Origin of the sequence: Coprobacter secundus subsp. similis, assembly GCF_015097275.1 — a bacterium.
Classification (GTDB): Bacteria; Bacteroidota; Bacteroidia; order Bacteroidales; family Coprobacteraceae; genus Coprobacter; species Coprobacter secundus.
On record NZ_AP023322.1, the window covers coordinates 846,020 to 862,875 of the forward strand.

Genomic DNA, 16,856 nt, shown 5'->3' on the forward strand with positions numbered 1-16,856 from the left:
GTATTTACCCTAAACTTATTTCTTTCTTTTGTTTCAATTTTTCTACAAAATCATCTATCCGGTGAAGTTCTTTAGGTATATCTATATTCTGGGGGCAATGAGAATTACATTGTTCGCATCCGATACAGTGGCTTGCTTGCCTGAGCTTAGGTACACTGCGATCATAACCAATTAGAAATGCTCGTCGAGCTTGAAAATAATTTTCATCCTGTAAGCTTTTGGGAACATTACCTGCATTGACACATCGATTATAATGTACAAGAATAGCTGGTATATCTAAACCATAAGGACATGGCATACAATACTTACAATCATTACATGGAATAGTGGGATACTGTAACATTAGCTGGGCCGTTTCCTCTAAAAAATCCATTTCTTCATTTGTTAGAGGTTGTAATGGCGAATAAGTACGCAGGTTGTCTTGTAAATGTTCCATATAAGTCATACCACTCAATACAGTAAGAATATTTGGGTATGATCCGGCAAATCGGAAAGCCCAAGAAGCTACGCTACTATCCGGACGCCTTTGCTTTAATCTGGCTACAAGATTATCGCTTAGATTAGATAAGCGACCTCCCAACAATGGTTCCATAATGATAGCGGGGATATTTCGTTTGGCCAGTTCTCCATATAAATATTCTGCATTTACATTTCTACCAGAAGCATGTCGCCAATCTACATAATTCATTTGAATCTGGACAAAATCCCATTTTATATCCAAAGATAACAAATAATCAAAAACATCAACATAACCATGAAATGACCAACCAAGATTTCTTATACGTCCGGCCTCCTTTTCCTTTTGTAAGAAATCAAGGATTCCATTATTGACATAACGTTCTTTAAAAGTGTCTATGCCACTGCCCCCACCTATTGAATGCAATAAGTAATAATCAATATAATCGACTTGCAACTCTTTAAAAGATTGGTAGTACATAGCAATAGAATTTTCCCGAGTATAGTTCTGAAAATTAGACATTTTAGTTGCAATGAAAAATTTTTCCCTTGGATGTCTTTTCAGGGCAATTCCTGTTGCTTTTTCCGAAAAACCTTGTACATACACAGGTGACGTATCGAAATAGTTTACACCATGAGCAATAGCATAATCAACTAATTCATTTACTGCATCTTGGTCTATTATTTCACCATTTCCATCGGGTGAAGCCTTGAGAGGCCAACGCATACATCCATAACCTAATAAAGAAACTTTGTCTCCAGATAAAGATGTCCGATAGGTCATTTTGTCTGTAGGAATTTCTCCTTGTACCGACGCTTTGCTTGATATAGAATTATTATTTGAAGTACAGCCATAAAGAAGTGCAGCCGATGCAGTACTGGTACCTAAAACTTTAAGGAAATCTCTCCGATTTATTTCTTTTCTCTTTTTCATAAATTCATAATAAAAGTGTTTATACAGTTCTATGCATTTGATGACCTTCGACATAAATAGCGCTAAACGGTCGTGCCGGACAGAGGTTTTCGCATGCTCCACATCCGATACAACGTTCTGTATTTACTATTGGAATTTTGAGAGAATCTGTTGAATTTTGCTCTAAAGGAACCATTTGTATTGCCCCTGTTGGACAATGTCGGGCACAGTTCCCACAGCTTACTTTATCAGTCAGTACGACACAATTTTCCCTAATCCATACAGCATGTCCAATTTGTATTGCTGATTTTTCGGCCAATCCAGAAAGATGGATAGCATCTGTTGGACAGACCTCAGCACATTTGGCACATTCCGGACGACAATATCCTCTTTCATAAGACATTTCCGGCTGCATAAAATTTTGTAGTTTGCTGGAAGGACGTAGTACCTGATTAGGACATACAGATACACATAATTGACAAGCAGTACAATGCTGAGCAAAATGACGAAAATTCTTTGCCCCAGGAGGAATAATAGAGGTCGCTCGTTGAGGAATTTTCTTTTCTTCAATGATTGCCAGCCCTCCATCAACTTTTTTTTCCTGAGCTCTAAGTGCCGTATTTGCCGCAAGCATGGTTGATATGGATAAAAAGGTACGGCGGGCATCGTTTATTTGTTCTGTTGTAACCTGATTATTTTCAGTAAAATTGATTTTTTTTATAGGTCTGGCATATTTTATTGCTCCTTGCTTACATTTTCCAATACAATCCATACATGTGACACATCTGCTGTAGTCGATAGTATGATTCCTTGAATCTATACATGAAGATTTACAATTGCGTGCACAAAGCCCGCAGCTATTACATTTTGATGTATCGATTACAGGTTTGAATATAGAGTACTGTGATATAAATCCCAATATTGTCCCAACAGGACATATCGTATTACAGTAAGTTCTGCCATTTTTCCATGCTAAAATGACAAGAGTACCCAGTGTAATTATGGCTATTATAAAAGTTGAAATGCTTTTGAGCCACATATCTGTTTCATAAAATGTGTAACTGTTAATTCGTTCAGCAAAGTAAGCCAGAAGATTATTTCCCCATTGCCAGAAAGGGGCAATTAGACTGGACGCTATACGGCCATAAGAACTATATGGTGCCAGTAAAGCGACAACCGAGTGTAATCCGATAATTATGGATACTATAAATATTCCTAAAATCCCATACCGCAACCACTTTACAGCGGGAGAATAGCGAAATCTGTTTTTGGTCTTTTTCCCAGCTATCCATGAAATAATGTCTTGAAATATACCAAGTGGACAAATTATTGAACAATATATCCTACCAAACAAAAAAGTTAATAATATAAGAAATATTAAAACTCCAATGTTTAAAGCTAAAAGAGCTGGCAGAAACTGTATTTTTGCCAACCATCCAAACCATGTATGTAATGTTCCTGTAAAATCAAGAAACAGTAAGGTGATGAGAATAAAACATACAATGGCCACTGTTAGTCTGATAGTTCGTAACATAATTTTTATTTATTGTGGTTCGATTAATATCCGGAATTTGCTCTTTCTTTTCGTATAAATTCTATTTCACTAAGAATATCGCTTTACAAAAATAATTGAAAATCTTATATGTTTTGTATATAAGTTACAGAGAATTATACCCATATTACAGGTTCTGTATTAAAGGTACTTTTGTCGGTAATAAAAACTCTATACTTAAATGTCATGTTTCAATTTTGATATCATAGTTTTTTATCTTTCTAATACTACAATTTCTCCAATCTGAGGAATAATTAAATTTAAAGAATCTTTTTGTATCATATTCTGCTCATTTTTTAATGGCTCGTCCCAAGCATGTCGTGCCAGTGCATATTTAGAATGATGAACTGTCATTATTTTTTTTGCTTTTAGGTCTTTCGCTGCTTGAGCCATATACTGGGGCATCAAATGTATGTATTTCCAATCCTCGTTATATTGTCCATTTTCAAGAATAGCAAAATCTATATTAGGGAAACGAGTGCCAATATCTGTATAATGAGTATCATACCCTCCGTCTCCACCGATATATACATTTAAGCAAGGCGTTTCGAGTAAAAACGAAGCCCATAAAGTAGGATTTGGCGTCAATCCTCGACCGGAAAAATGCCGAGTAGGCAAGCAATAAAAAGTAAAATCTTTTTCCAAATTTGCATGCTCCTCCCAATCGAGTTCAATAATACATTCTTTTTTGAATCCCCAATATTCAAAATGCTCCCCTACTCCCAATGGGCAAATTACTTTGTCAATACGCCCCTTCAATTCCATTACAGTTTTGTAGTCAAGATGATCCCAATGATCATGAGTAATAACCAAATAATCTATTTCTGGCATATCCTCCGGTTGATAAATATTTGTACCTTTGAAGGGTTTATTGATAAATGAAACAGGAGATGCTATATGGAAAACAGGATCAACAAGAATTCGCTTACCGCTAATTTGCATTAAATATGATGAGTGACCGAACCAAATTATCATATTTTTGTCGACATCTATATTTTTTAAATCTGTTTTTATTACGGTTAATGGAGTATCTGGCCGTAATTTCTTACTTCTTTTGCCGAAAAGAAATTTCATAAAGCCTTTAAACCGGTTTTCATCGGAAGTCATGACCGGGGTTTCATGTTTGTTATGGAATTCACCGTCGTAATAATGGGGAGAATGTTTGATTCTATCTAAACGTTCACCCTGAGGATTTCTTCCGAAACTGCGTTGATTAACAAATGCAAATACGGTTATTCCTAAAATCAATATTATCAATATACACCACATCATAGTATGGTTTTGGAAGTTAAAAATGTTCATAAATCAAATATCTATTTTAAATATATGCAAATATAATCTGATTTGTTTATCTTGCATTTATACAAATTACAGATATTTATACCGTAATCACATATGTAAGACTGAATTATTATAAAAAATGAAAAGAATATGTTATAATCTGACGTTACTATTATTAATTTTGCAGAGCAAAAAGCATTGATATGCCGCAAAAGATATATGGAATATTGAAGCAATACTGGGGCTATGATGAGTTCAGGCCTCTGCAAGAAGATATCATTCGTTCTGTATTAGAGGGGAAAGATACATTGGGTTTGATGCCTACGGGAGGAGGAAAATCTTTGACTTTTCAAGTTCCAGTGATGGCAATGGAAGGTATCTGCATCGTTGTAACACCTCTTATTGCTTTGATGAAAGATCAAGTAGATAATTTGCGTCAAAAGGGAATTAAAGCTAATTATATACACTCTGGAATGTCTCGTCACGAGACGTTAATAGCATTGGATAATTGCATATACGGCAATTATAAGTTTCTTTATGTTTCTCCGGAAAGACTTTATACAGAATTATTTCAAGCGAAACTAAAAGCCATGCATGTATGTTTACTGGTTGTAGATGAAGCTCATTGTATATCCCAATGGGGATATGACTTTAGACCATCATATTTACAGATTGCCGGTATTCGGGAATATTTGCCTGGAATTCCAGTTTTAGCACTCACAGCAACTGCGACACCACAGGTTGCCGATGACATACAAGATAAATTAGAATTCAAAGAAAAAAATATTTTTAGGAAAAGTTTTGACCGGCCCAATTTATCATATGTAGTACGGTATGGTGAAAATAAAATGCAACAATTAATGTATATTTTAGACCGTGTGCCGGGAACTGCAATTATTTATGTAAGAAGTCGGAAAAGAACGAAAGAAATAGCAGAAGAACTTTCACGGAATGGGTATAGTGCTGATTTTTATCATGCAGGATTATTGACTGAAATTAAGAATGAAAAACAACAAAAATGGAAATCGGGAGAATGCCGAATCATTGTTTCGACCAATGCTTTTGGAATGGGTATAGACAAAGCTGATGTCCGATTAGTTGTACATCTCGACTTGCCAAATTCTCCCGAAGAATATTACCAAGAAGCTGGACGTGCCGGAAGAGATGGAAAACGAGCCTACGCTGTTATTATTTGGTCAAAGGCAGACAAAAGTAAATTGAAAAAGAGGATAAGTGATACATTTCCTGAAAAAGAATTTATCAGAAAAGTATATGACTCGTTGGGATATTTTTTGAAAATAGCGGAAGGAGAAGGTACCGATACAATGTTTGAATTTAATCTAAATCAGTTTTGCGCAGCTTACAAGTATCCATTACTACCAACTTTCAATGCTCTAAAAATTTTGGAACAAGCTGAATATATTATATTTACGGAAGAAATCGATTCACTTTCGCGTATTATGGTAACTGTAAACAAAGATGAACTGTACAAATTTAACCAAAGCGAAAAGAACGAACGACTATTACAAACATTACTAAGATCATATACTGGATTATTTGCTGATTATGTATTTATTCAGGAAGATTTATTAGCCCATAGAAGTGGACTGACAAAGCAGGATGTATATGAAGGGCTGATATTCCTTTCTAAATCACATGTTATACATTACATTCCAAGAAAAAAAACACCTTATATCATATATACCTCACGTCGGGTCGAAAGCCAATATCTTATGCTTACTCGGAAAATATATGAGGAAAGAAAAGATAGGTTTGAACATCGAGTAAACAGTATACTTAAATATACTGTAGAAGATGATAATTGTCGTGTAAAAACATTGCTTTCTTATTTTGGAGAGAGAATTGATGATTGCGGTAATTGCGATGTTTGTAAGAATAAATTAGGAGGTAAATTGTCAACAGAAAAATTTTCTTATATAGAAAAGGATATTCGGACGTATCTTGCTGAAGGTGCTGCAGAATTAGGAACTTTAGTCGAAAATATCTCTTATCCTCAAGACAAAGTAATTGAGACTTTACGATTTCTATGTGATGAAAATTTTGTAATTTGTGAAAATGGACTTTATAGAATAAATAAGCAAAATTATGATTAAAGGTGCTGCATTAATAATGTTGTTTTACTTTTTGGGGGAATGTATCAGTCATTTTATCGGGGGTATAGTCCCAGGAAGTGTATGTGGTATGATTTTGTTATTTCTGTCGTTGGTCGCAAAAATAGTGAAACCGACAGATGTTCAGAGTGTATCGAATACATTGACCAAAAATATGGCTTTATTTTTTGTCCCAGCAGGTGTAGGATTGATGGCTTCTTATGAATTAGTTGCCAGATATTGGATAGCTTTGCTGGTCGTATCAGTTGTTACTACTGCTGTTATTATAGCAGTAGTAGGTATTATGCAAGATAAATTAGAAAAGAAAATCTAAAGGTTATAGTAGTATTATTATGCATGAGTTATTGATTTCGGAACCATTTCTCCTTTTTTTGGTGATGGGCAGTTATTTGTTGGGCGTTTTTATATATACAAAAAGCCATATTGCTCTTCTGCATCCTATCATAATAAGTATAGCTGTAATAATTGGAGTGCTAAAATGGGCAGGCATAGATTATGATACATTTTTTCATGGGAGCTATATTATTAATTTTATGTTAGGACCTTCTGTAGTGGCTTTAGGCTATGTTCTATATGAACAAATCGGCTATTTAAAAGGAAAAGTCTTATCTATAACCAGCTCTATCATAGTTGGCAGTTTTGTCGGTATTGTCAGCGTTATTTTGATTTGTAAGTTAATGAATGTTGACCATTCGGTTATAGCATCTTTGGAGCCTAAATCTGTCACTACGCCTATTGCAATGAGCTTATCTGCTCGTTCAGGAGGAATACCGTCGTTAACAGCTGTAACAGTAGTTTTGTGCGGTATATTAGGAGGAATTATAGGACCGTTTATACTCCGTAAACTTCATGTGCGAAGCAAAGTTGCACAAGGTCTTGCATTAGGTGCGGCAGCTCATGGATTAGGTACTGCTCGAGCTATAGAACTCGGAGCAGTCGAGGGAGCTATCAGTGGATTGGCAATAGGCTTGATGGGCATTATGACATCTTTACTGATTCCATTGGTCGAAAAATGGATTGCTTAATTCCCCTACACTATTCGGGTTTTCTATGCTCCATCGCACTTAAATGCAGTTCGAGAGCACGGACAGAAATAATAATTTCTCCTATAGATATTCCTAAAGACGCAATAAGGGATAGTAATGATATTGCAAAAACAATTACAGCAAATGTTTGAAGACCTACATATATTAAAAACATACAGACTACACTTAGCAATAAACTGACAATTCCTAAAATTTGCATCATACGTATTAAATATAGTCGGGAACGCAAGTTTTCTATTTGTGCAGCCGTGATTTTAGATGGATGCAAGTCATATTCAGTCTTCAATGTTCTTACAATTTGCGCATACGACAAAAAGCGATTGGTATATGCCAACATAATGAGAGATACGGCTGAAAATAAAAGAGACGGAGTCGTCAATGTCAGTTCTTCCATGTTTTGAAAATTTATCGATTCAAGTGCGCAAGGTTACATTATTTTCCTGAAATTTCAAAATCTATCTTTTATTCTCTGAATGCGAAATGATTGAAAATAAGGAATATTTTTTCGTATATTCCTTATTTTCAATTTGTAACAGTTACCATTCTTTATCAGTATCTGCAAAAGGTATTCCATCCCTAAATTCCATAGATGCGTGTGTTCCATCACAAAATGGTTTGTTAGAGGAATGTCCACATCGGCATAAAGTTACTCGGTTCCTTATTTCATAACTTGTACCATCGGCACTTTCGATGCGGATACCTCCTTTTACCCAAATAGGACCACTTACTTTTATTCCTGGATCCTCAATAATTCCGATAGAGGGTTCGAAAGGTGGTTCAAAAACTTTTTCTTTTTCTTTGTCCCATAACACTAAACGCCCAGCAGGACAGTGACCGGCTTCATGACGTACAATCTCTTTTTCTTCTTCGGTTTTGGCTTCTTGAACTAAATTCCATATACGTCCGTAGGCATCACAAAAACGAGCGAAAGCACAATACTTTTCATTATCGGCCAAAATCATAGTAGGACCTTCAAATTCTTCAGCGTCTTCTAACAAAGGGCGTTTGTTATTAGTCTCTTTGGGGTTCCAATGGGCATGTTCGTGGGAACCATCACAAAAAGGGCTGTGTTTTGATTCGCCACATCGACATAAAGCTGTATGGGCAGGGTCTGGTGTGAAATGTTTTCCTTTACGATAAACCCAAGAAGAACCCTCTTCGTTAGGCAAAATGATTTCTTGGTCAATAGGCGGATTTCCATATACAAGATAAGGCCCGTCAGACGTAACTTTAATATAGTAAGATTCTGGAGCCATATTAGACCCAGTTTCTACTTTTATTTTTTTTGCTTTAGCCATAATTTAAAAATATTAAGGAGTAACTGATTATGACTAAAACAAGTATTCTAAAAGATTAGTTCAATGTCAAACCTTAATAATAAGCCCATCATACGCAAACTGGACATTGGGAGGTAATTGTCTTGATTCAACTTCATGTAATCCCATTTGATGGCTCATATGTGTTAGATATGCATTTTTGGGGGCAATACGTTCTATTACTTGTAATGCAGACTTCAGATTTTGATGAGATATATGCTCCGTATGTCGTAAAGCGTTGATTATAAGTACATCTAAATCTTTGAGCTTATTATACTCACTTTCGGGAAGGGTCAACATATCTGTAATATAGGCTGCTCTCCCGATTCTAAAACCTAAAACAGGCAGTTTGAAATGCATAGCTCTAATAGGGATAATAGGAATTCCCTGTATTTCAAATGGCTCAGTATCTATCTCTATTAACTGAAGGTCTGGTATACCGGGATATCGTTTATCTGAAAAGCAATAAGGAAGTCTTGTCCTTATTGCACCGGCAACTTCTGGTTCCAAATAAATGGGAACAGGAAAGTGTGCACAATATGGTCTTAAGTCATCTATGCCGCCAGTGTGGTCATAATGGGCATGGGTAATAAGTACTGCATCTATATTCTCTATACCTGAACGTAACATTTGCTGGCGAAAATCAGGGCCACAATCAATAAGTATATTTTTATTGTCGACAGAAAATAGTGCTGATGCTCGCAGCCGATTGTCTTTTATGTTTAGAGAAGTACAAACTTCACATTTACAACCTATTTGAGGAACTCCGGTAGATGTGCCAGTTCCCAAAAATTCTATTTGCATCATTTTTTACCTCAAAATCATTTTTAAATAAAATTTACCTCAGGGTAAATAGTTATATCATAAGTGTCTTTTATCGATTTTTGTATTTGTTGAGAAAGTTCGATAACGTCTTTCGGAGTCGCATCATTTTTATTTATAAGAACCAGACTTTGTTTATCATATACAGCAGCACCACCATGCTCTTTTCCTTTCCAACCACATCGGTCTATCATCCATCCAGCTGGTACTTTCACATGCTTATCATCTATAGGATAATGGGGCATATCGGGATACTTCTCTTGGAGTTTTTTATATTGTTTCAAAGAAATTATAGGATTCATAAAAAAGCTTCCTGCATTACCGAAAGTATTAGGGTCAGGAAGTTTACTTTCACGAATAGTCATTACAGCTTCTCTTATATTTTGCAAGGTTATAGTATCATAATTGGAAAGGGCCTCTTTTAGATTTCCATAAGAGAGATTGAAAACAGGATTCTTTCTTACCCGATACTCAACTGATGTAACAATATATTTTCCCTTCAGTTCTTTCTTGAAAACACTTTCTCTATAATTGTATTTACAATCCATGTTTTTGAATGTTCGCTCGTGCCCTGTTGCAATTTCTATGGTATTGACATTTTCAATAATATCTTTTACTTCGGCACCGTAAGCTCCTATATTTTGTACAGCACTAGCTCCTACTTCTCCAGGAATCATGGACAGATTTTCTGTCCCTCCCCAATTATTATTTACACAATATTTGACAAAGTCATCCCAAATCATTCCGGAACCAACTTTTAATAAAATACTATCATCTTTTTCTTCTAAAATATCAATGTATTGTATACCAGAATGTAAAATAACTCCATTATAATCTTGTATAAAAAGCAAATTGCTCCCTCCTCCAATATGCAGAAACGAATGTTTTTTTAATAAATCCTCTTTCAGGATCTTTTTTAATTCTTCAATAGATTTATATTCAATATACCAACGAGATTTAATTGGCAAATGGAATGTATGATAAGCTTGTAATGAGTAATTTTCTTTGATAATCATTGTGCATTTATAATATTGGTTTGTATTTACTTATTGTCTGAAACTTGTCAGCAGTCCATCTTCAAAAAATAGGTAAGCTCCGGTATTATAGAACCATTGTTCTTTCAATCCCTCATATGTAGGAATCCTTTTTACCTCATTGGGACGACCCAACGATAATCGGCACTCTTCTTTTGTCATACCTTTAGATACTTTACCAGAAGTTATTCTTGACCAATTTTCATTGTTGATAGTCTTATATTTGTCCCGAGGATTATCAAAAGTAAATAATCGATCAAAAGAGATAAACTGTCCGATATTTGCATCAGGAAACAAAGTGCCAAACACACGGCCTTCTTTACCAATATCATCTACAAATCGGAATTGTATAGGCAAAATATTATTTCCAGGTAATACATCTATTATAGTCACAGGAATATATTTACGGCCTTCTATCTCATAACCTTCATCATTATACCAGATTGAGGTACGTATGTATAATTTTTTTCCAGATAACAGTTCTCTAGCCTTTTCTAATACAGATAATTGTATGAGGTCTGGTAATAAAGGTTTATATGAAGTTTTATTCATATCATCTTTACTCTTACCAGTCTCAAATCTATATTTAATTCCTTCACAGTCAAAAATGAGATTAACGTATGATTTGTATCCCAAAATAGATTCTTCTGTCATTCCTTCAAATGTAAATATTTTATTTTTAAAGGATTGATTCGGATTATCCAATGGCGTTTCCGGATGTAGTAAAACGCTTAAATCATCACTTAAATAGACAAATTTATCTCCTTGCTTCCATTGAGTGCAGCTTTGAGACGTAAAGTTCTTTTCCATAAAAAGAAATTCTTTGCTTGCCAAATCATCTGGATTGTCTTTTTTTTTGCGCCGAACCATAGATGCTGCATCAAGATAGCATGTAAAGAATAAGAAAATAAATGTAAATAAATATACTGTGTGATACTTTTTAGTTTTTATCATATTCTTACTGTATATAGCTTTTTGTTATATGATATTCAATCTCCAAATATACTAAGAATGATGTAAATCTTGCATAAAGATTTATTAAATCGTGTTTTTTGAAATAGAGAAAAATCAAAAACTTTCAGTTATTTCGCTATCTTTGTATTACTATTTTTAGAAAAATGATACAGAAGTTTTCTATTACATCCGATCATATTCGATTTCGGCGTTGGAGCCGGAATCGTTATGCTGCATTTTACAGTTTAGGTCGCTGTGTGAATATAGGAACATTATCTAAAAGTGTTATAGAAGCATCTCTCCGTAAGCAAAGACATTTTTCACTATACTATACAAATAAAGAATATTCTACTTTTTTGATTGGGTCAGAAGTCGATTTAGAAGAGTCGGATATAGGCTTCTGGGAAAAAGAATATTTACTTATTTTGTTGGAAAATATTTCGGCAAAAAGGGACAACTACGTAAAATTTAATTTGCACTTAATTACCAAATCCGGAATAGGTATAATTATATACCTATTCCGGATTTTTATTTATAAAAACTATACCAATATGGTGTCACAAATTAAAAAGAGAATTTTGGCAGGAGGACAAATTGAGTTTTCCGAAGCATTAAAATTAGTCAGGATAGAAAATAAAGAATTACTGTATGAAGCCGCAGAAGAAATAACTCATTTTTTTCATACGGAGAAATTCGATACTTGTTCTATTATCAATGCTCGTTCTGGCCGTTGTCCCGAAGATTGTAAATGGTGTGCACAATCGGTACATTACCAAACAAATATAAAAGTTTATGATTTGGTATCTCCGGAGGTGTCACTTGAACATGCTTTATGGAATCAGAAAAAAGGAGTAAAACGTTTTTCTTTGGTTACCAGCGGACGACGAGTTACAGGAAATTCAATGTCTGAAATTTGTAAAATATATAATTTATTATCAAAGAAAACCGACATGTTTCTATGTGCATCTTTGGGATTATTGTCGAAAGAAAACTTGTCAGCATTGAAGGCATCCGGTGTCAGTCGATACCATTGTAATCTTGAGACAGCTCCATCTTATTTTGGAAAATTATGTTCAACACATACTCAGGAGGAAAAAATAAAAACGATAAAAGATGCTCAAGAAGTTGGATTGGAGATTTGTTCGGGTGGAATTATAGGAATGGGGGAATCGATGGAACAGCGCATAGAACTGGCTTTTAAACTAAAAGAATTAAATGTATGTTCTATTCCTATCAATATACTGCAACCTATATCAGGCACTCCACTTGAAAATATTTGTGGCCTTTCGGATGATGAAATATTGACAACAATAGCTATATTCAGGTTTATCCATCCCAAATCTTATTTGCGCTTTGCCGGAGGACGTGCCCAAATTTCTGAAAGTATACAGTTGAGAGCCCTGAAAATAGGCATTAACGCTGCTATTGTCGGAGACATGTTGACTACTGTAAGTTCTAAAATCGACGAAGATTATAAACTTATTAAGAAAGCTGGATATGAATTATAAACTGGATATAGACGATTTATACTTATTTGATCAAGAGCATTTATGGCATCCTTATACTTCCACTGTTAATCCTTTACCTGTATATGAAGTAGAAAGTGCAAACAATGTATATTTGAATTTAAAAGATGGGAGAAAGCTAATTGACGGTATGTCTTCTTGGTGGGCTGCTATTCACGGTTATAATCACCCCAGGCTTAATCACGCTGTAAATGAACAACTTAAAAAGATGTCTCATGTTATGTTTGGAGGAATTACTCATCGTCCAGCAGTGGAGTTGGGACGTTTGCTATTGAGAATTGTGCCTGAAAACTTAAAGAAGATTTTTTATTGTGATTCAGGGTCTGTTTCAGTAGAGGTTGCACTCAAAATGGCGGTACAATATTGGTATGCGAAAGGGCTTTCTGAAAAATGTAACTTCGTTACAATTCGTTCGGGCTACCATGGCGATACATGGAATGCTATGTCTGTTTGTGATCCGGTAACGGGTATGCATTCTATATTTGGAAATACCCTACCTAAGCGTTATTTTATACCTTCCCCCTCGTGTCGTTATTATGATGAGTGGGAGGATTCTTGTATGGAACCGTTGGAAAAATGTCTGGTTCAAAATTCCGATAAAATAGCTGCACTCATTTTGGAACCAGTAGTACAAGGTGCCGGCGGTATGAATTTTTATCATCCTCGTTTCCTTACAGAAGCGCGCCGTTTATGTAAGAAACATGATGTATTACTGATTCTTGACGAGATAGCAACAGGATTTGGACGAACAGGCAAATTGTTTGCTTGCGAACATGCCAATATCTATCCAGATATTATGTGCATAGGAAAGGCTCTGACTGGAGGATATATGACTATGGCTGCTACATTAGCAACGGATGATATAGCAACGACTCTATCAACGGGAATGCCTGGAGTATTCATGCATGGGCCTACTTTTATGGGCAATCCTCTGGCTTGTGCAGTAGCTAAAGAATCTGTGTCTCTCCTACTCGAAGAAAATTGGAAAAATAAAGTACACTGGATAGAACAACGGCTAATGCAATCATTAGCTCCAGCAAGGGAGTATCCTCAAGTTGCTGATGTTAGAGTTTTAGGGGCTATCGGTGTGATAGAGATGAAAAATACTGTGGATATGGCAACTATCCAGAAACAATTTGTCGATTCCGGCGTTTGGGTACGGCCATTCGGGAAATTGGTATATGTAATGCCTCCTTTCATTATCAAGGAGGAACAGCTTGATATTCTTATATCTGCGTTATTACACGTCATTAAACAACAAAAATAGAATGAAAAATATCTTTCAGAATCAATTATCTACTATCATTCATAATGGAAATTATCGTACACTTTCTACTCTTGTACATAAAAAAAATAAGATTTATTATGAAGACCGGTGGTTACTGAATTTATCTTCGAATGATTATTTAGGGTTAGCATCCAATATTGAGTTAAGAAACGAATTTTTAGAAGGACTGACAGCTGAACATTTTATTGCAGGTTCTTCATCTTCTCGTTTGTTGACGGGCAATTACGATGTTTATAATCGATTGGAAAGCCGTTTGGCAGAATTGTACGAATCAGAATCTGCACTGGTTTTCAATAGTGGTTATCATGCAAATATAGGAATATTGCCAGCTGTCACGACACGTAAGTCTCTTATATTGGCAGATAAATTGGTTCATGCCAGTTTAATCGATGGAATTCGCCTATCTGATGCGCAGTGTATTCGATATAGACATAACGATTATGCACAGTTAGAACAAATATTGGATACTAAAACATCTCATTTTGATATAGTCATTATAGTTACTGAAAGTATTTTCAGTATGGATGGTGATGAAGCGGAACTCAATCGCTTGGTGGAAATAAAAAATAATTATCAGAATGTTATGCTTTACGTTGATGAGGCTCATGCTGTTGGAGTACGAGGGAAACAGGGATTGGGATGCTGTGAAGAACGGGGCATTATCTCCAAGATAGATTTTTTAGTAGGAACTTTTGGAAAAGCTTTTGCATCGATGGGAGCTTATGTAATTTGTACTCGTAGATGTCGGGATTTTCTTATAAATACAATGCGTACTCTCATTTTTACAACAGCTTTACCGCCTGTGAATTTGGAATGGACACTATTTATATTGAATAAAGCGATTCTAATGTCTGATAAAAGAATGCATTTACATAAAATTAGCCAAATATTATACACCCCTTTGAATCGTTTAAACGGAGAGCAACACCAAAGTTGTAGCCATATAGTTCCTTATATAGTTGGAGCCTCTGAGCGAGCAAGCCATCTGGCTAAAGAGATACAAAAAGCAGGATTTTATGTATTACCGATACGTCCGCCAACTGTACCTTTGGGGACGGCACGATTACGTATTTCACTTACTGCGGATTGCTCTTTGCAAGATACAAAAGAGTTATTATCTATAATCATGAAAGAAGACAAATCGGAATGAAGTATTATTTTCTTAAACATAATAACGAGAGCCGTTTATTATTGTTCTTTGCCGGTTGGGGAATGGATTATCACGTCTTTCCTGAATTGGGAGAGTTCAACGGTGATGTATGTATCTGTTATGATTATGCAGAAATGAATTTTAATGAAAGCTTATTTGTTGAGTATAATCATATAAAGTTAGTTAGTTGGTCAATGGGCGTTTGGGTTGCATCTTTTTTATTACAACATAAGAGATTAAAATTTGAAAAAAAAATAGCGATAAATGGTACTCTTTATCCGATTGATTACAATAAAGGATTGATTCCGGAAATCTATGATGCAACGTTGCATTCTTTGACGGAAAAATCTTTATTGAAATTTTACCGTCGTATGTGTAATGGAAAGGATTTATTGGCTCTCTTTATGGAACATAAGCCCCAAAGAACCTTAGATAGTGTTAAAAGAGAATTGATGATGATAGGAAAAACAGCACTGTCCTCTCCTACTCCGATATTTAATTGGGATGAAATTTTTATCGGTGATAAAGATCTGATATTTACAACTGCTAACCAAAAGAATGCTTGGAATGGCCAAGCCTGTTGTAATGTCATTCCGGCATCTCATTACATTAATTTCAATTTTATATTAAGAGATGAAGAAGAGTATAAATAAAGAAAAGATAAAAAATGCATTTACTCAATCATTTATCTCATATGACAGGGAAGCTTATGCTCAACGAACGATAATAAAGCATTTATTAAATACCCTTATTCGCACCCAAGGTACCTGTTTCCCATATGTGCTTGAAATTGGTTGTGGAACAGGTTTATTGACCCGAGAACTTTATCGATTGTTCCATCCTATAAAATTTGTTGTTAATGATCTTTGTGATGTATTTTTCAACTCTTCGTGGGAAGATAGTATAATATTTGTTCCGGGAGACGCAGAGCAATTGAATTTTGATGGTAAATACGACCTGATTATAAGTAGTTCTACTATACAGTGGTTTGAAGACATAGAATCTTTTTTAAGAAAAATAGAAAAAAATTTATCTGAAAACGGGATAATAGCTATATCTACATTTGGTTTGGACAATTTAAAGGAAATAAAAACACTTACAAATAGAGGATTGTCTTATTATTCCCTTGAAAGATGGATTTCTATTATTTCTGAAATATTTGAAATGATAACTATTTCTCAAGAATTTGTACCTCTTTTTTTTGAAACTCCAATAGAAGTATTGAAACATTTAAAAAAAACAGGAGTTAATGGACTGAATGAAAATCCTTTATCTCCAAGTCAGGTTGTATCGTTTTGTGAAAATTATAAAAAAAAACATATGTCGGAAAATGGTCTAACACTGACATATCATCCGATATATATTATAGCACGAAAAAAAAGATGA

At 34.9% G+C, this 16,856-nt stretch carries 14 protein-coding genes and 1 pseudogene; 7 read left to right on the plus strand and 8 right to left on the minus strand.

What is annotated here, in order from left to right; all coding sequences use genetic code 11:
- Window positions 1-4 precede the first annotated feature (4 nt).
- The 3 genes from Cop2CBH44_RS03120 to Cop2CBH44_RS03130 all read right to left on the minus strand — a co-directional run bounded on the left by Cop2CBH44_RS03120 (window position 5) and on the right by Cop2CBH44_RS03130 (window position 4,223).
- Window positions 5-1,390 carry an aldo/keto reductase gene (locus Cop2CBH44_RS03120; RefSeq protein ID WP_021930217.1) on the minus strand — a complete coding sequence of 462 codons (1,386 nt, stop codon included), beginning with the start codon at window positions 1,388-1,390 and terminating at the stop codon, window positions 5-7.
- Window positions 1,391-1,409: 19 nt separating this feature from the next.
- Window positions 1,410-2,903: a 4Fe-4S binding protein gene (locus Cop2CBH44_RS03125; protein WP_055095958.1), complete on the minus strand. Its 1,494-nt coding sequence runs from the start codon at window positions 2,901-2,903 to the stop codon at window positions 1,410-1,412.
- A gap of 231 nt (window positions 2,904-3,134) precedes the next feature.
- Window positions 3,135-4,223: an MBL fold metallo-hydrolase gene (locus Cop2CBH44_RS03130; protein ID WP_055095956.1), complete on the minus strand. Its 1,089-nt coding sequence runs from the start codon at window positions 4,221-4,223 to the stop codon at window positions 3,135-3,137.
- 182 nt (window positions 4,224-4,405) lie between these two features.
- Here Cop2CBH44_RS03130 and Cop2CBH44_RS03135 point away from each other — a divergent pair, with 182 nt between their 5' ends.
- Genes Cop2CBH44_RS03135 through Cop2CBH44_RS03145 form a run of 3 tightly spaced genes read left to right on the plus strand, consistent with a single transcriptional unit; the run spans window position 4,406 to window position 7,359 of the window.
- Window positions 4,406-6,316, plus strand: coding sequence for a RecQ family ATP-dependent DNA helicase (locus Cop2CBH44_RS03135; protein WP_021930220.1), 1,911 nt, complete (start codon window positions 4,406-4,408; stop codon window positions 6,314-6,316).
- Window positions 6,309-6,647 carry a CidA/LrgA family protein gene (locus Cop2CBH44_RS03140; protein WP_021930221.1) on the plus strand — a complete coding sequence of 113 codons (339 nt, stop codon included), beginning with the start codon at window positions 6,309-6,311 and terminating at the stop codon, window positions 6,645-6,647. Before Cop2CBH44_RS03135 ends, Cop2CBH44_RS03140 begins: the two co-directional genes overlap by 8 nt.
- Before the next feature lie 19 nt (window positions 6,648-6,666).
- On the plus strand, window positions 6,667-7,359 hold the full coding sequence (locus Cop2CBH44_RS03145) for an LrgB family protein (RefSeq protein WP_021930222.1): 693 nt from the start codon (window positions 6,667-6,669) through the stop codon (window positions 7,357-7,359).
- A 10-nt stretch (window positions 7,360-7,369) separates the two neighbouring features.
- Here the strand turns inward: Cop2CBH44_RS03145 and Cop2CBH44_RS03150 are convergent, their stop codons facing one another.
- The 5 genes from Cop2CBH44_RS03150 to Cop2CBH44_RS03170 form a co-directional block, all read right to left on the minus strand.
- Window positions 7,370-7,774 carry a DUF2721 domain-containing protein gene (locus tag Cop2CBH44_RS03150; RefSeq protein WP_055095954.1) on the minus strand — a complete coding sequence of 135 codons (405 nt, stop codon included), beginning with the start codon at window positions 7,772-7,774 and terminating at the stop codon, window positions 7,370-7,372.
- Window positions 7,775-7,916: 142 nt separating this feature from the next.
- Entirely contained in the window at window positions 7,917-8,678 is a 762-nt protein-coding gene (locus tag Cop2CBH44_RS03155; protein WP_021930224.1) for a CDGSH iron-sulfur domain-containing protein, read from the minus strand.
- A 66-nt stretch (window positions 8,679-8,744) separates the two neighbouring features.
- Window positions 8,745-9,500 carry an MBL fold metallo-hydrolase gene (locus Cop2CBH44_RS03160; RefSeq protein ID WP_021930225.1) on the minus strand — a complete coding sequence of 252 codons (756 nt, stop codon included), beginning with the start codon at window positions 9,498-9,500 and terminating at the stop codon, window positions 8,745-8,747.
- A 23-nt stretch (window positions 9,501-9,523) separates the two neighbouring features.
- Window positions 9,524-10,534: a UDP-N-acetylmuramate dehydrogenase gene (gene murB / locus Cop2CBH44_RS03165; RefSeq protein ID WP_021930226.1), complete on the minus strand. Its 1,011-nt coding sequence runs from the start codon at window positions 10,532-10,534 to the stop codon at window positions 9,524-9,526.
- 30 nt (window positions 10,535-10,564) lie between these two features.
- On the minus strand, window positions 10,565-11,506 hold the full coding sequence (locus tag Cop2CBH44_RS03170) for a hypothetical protein (RefSeq protein ID WP_021930227.1): 942 nt from the start codon (window positions 11,504-11,506) through the stop codon (window positions 10,565-10,567).
- Window positions 11,507-12,057: 551 nt separating this feature from the next.
- Here Cop2CBH44_RS03170 and bioA point away from each other — a divergent pair.
- The 4 genes and pseudogenes from bioA (at window position 12,058) to bioC (ending at window position 16,856) form a co-directional block, all read left to right on the plus strand.
- Window positions 12,058-14,299: pseudogene (gene bioA / locus Cop2CBH44_RS16500) on the plus strand (adenosylmethionine--8-amino-7-oxononanoate transaminase).
- 1 nt (window position 14,300) lies between these two features.
- A complete protein-coding gene (locus tag Cop2CBH44_RS03185; RefSeq protein WP_200755535.1) occupies window positions 14,301-15,470 on the plus strand; it encodes an 8-amino-7-oxononanoate synthase in 1,170 nt (389 codons plus the stop codon).
- On the plus strand, window positions 15,467-16,123 hold the full coding sequence (locus tag Cop2CBH44_RS03190) for a DUF452 family protein (protein ID WP_021930231.1): 657 nt from the start codon (window positions 15,467-15,469) through the stop codon (window positions 16,121-16,123). The genes Cop2CBH44_RS03185 and Cop2CBH44_RS03190 overlap by 4 nt, the downstream gene beginning before the upstream one ends.
- Window positions 16,104-16,856: a malonyl-ACP O-methyltransferase BioC gene (gene bioC, locus Cop2CBH44_RS03195; protein WP_021930232.1), complete on the plus strand. Its 753-nt coding sequence runs from the start codon at window positions 16,104-16,106 to the stop codon at window positions 16,854-16,856. Before Cop2CBH44_RS03190 ends, bioC begins: the two co-directional genes overlap by 20 nt.

Bases quoted from the DNA above. Each gene is read 5' to 3' on its own strand.
- Cop2CBH44_RS03125 (WP_055095958.1), bottom strand. From the start codon at position 2,903: ATGTTACGAACTATCAGACTAACAGTGGCCATTGTATGTTTTATTCTC.
- Cop2CBH44_RS03140 (WP_021930221.1), top strand. From the start codon at position 6,309: ATGATTAAAGGTGCTGCATTAATAATGTTGTTTTACTTTTTGGGGGAA.
- Cop2CBH44_RS03150 (WP_055095954.1), bottom strand. From the start codon at position 7,774: ATGGAAGAACTGACATTGACGACTCCGTCTCTTTTATTTTCAGCCGTA.
- Cop2CBH44_RS03155 (WP_021930224.1), bottom strand. From the start codon at position 8,678: ATGGCTAAAGCAAAAAAAATAAAAGTAGAAACTGGGTCTAATATGGCT.
- murB (WP_021930226.1), bottom strand. From the start codon at position 10,534: ATGATTATCAAAGAAAATTACTCATTACAAGCTTATCATACATTCCAT.
- Cop2CBH44_RS03185 (WP_200755535.1), top strand. From the start codon at position 14,301: ATGAAAAATATCTTTCAGAATCAATTATCTACTATCATTCATAATGGA.
- Cop2CBH44_RS03120 (WP_021930217.1), bottom strand. From the start codon at position 1,390: ATGAAAAAGAGAAAAGAAATAAATCGGAGAGATTTCCTTAAAGTTTTA.
- Cop2CBH44_RS03170 (WP_021930227.1), bottom strand. From the start codon at position 11,506: ATGATAAAAACTAAAAAGTATCACACAGTATATTTATTTACATTTATT.
- Cop2CBH44_RS03145 (WP_021930222.1), top strand. From the start codon at position 6,667: ATGCATGAGTTATTGATTTCGGAACCATTTCTCCTTTTTTTGGTGATG.
- Cop2CBH44_RS03190 (WP_021930231.1), top strand. From the start codon at position 15,467: ATGAAGTATTATTTTCTTAAACATAATAACGAGAGCCGTTTATTATTG.
- Cop2CBH44_RS03160 (WP_021930225.1), bottom strand. From the start codon at position 9,500: ATGCAAATAGAATTTTTGGGAACTGGCACATCTACCGGAGTTCCTCAA.
- Cop2CBH44_RS03135 (WP_021930220.1), top strand. From the start codon at position 4,406: ATGCCGCAAAAGATATATGGAATATTGAAGCAATACTGGGGCTATGAT.
- Cop2CBH44_RS03130 (WP_055095956.1), bottom strand. From the start codon at position 4,223: ATGAACATTTTTAACTTCCAAAACCATACTATGATGTGGTGTATATTG.
- bioC (WP_021930232.1), top strand. From the start codon at position 16,104: ATGAAGAAGAGTATAAATAAAGAAAAGATAAAAAATGCATTTACTCAA.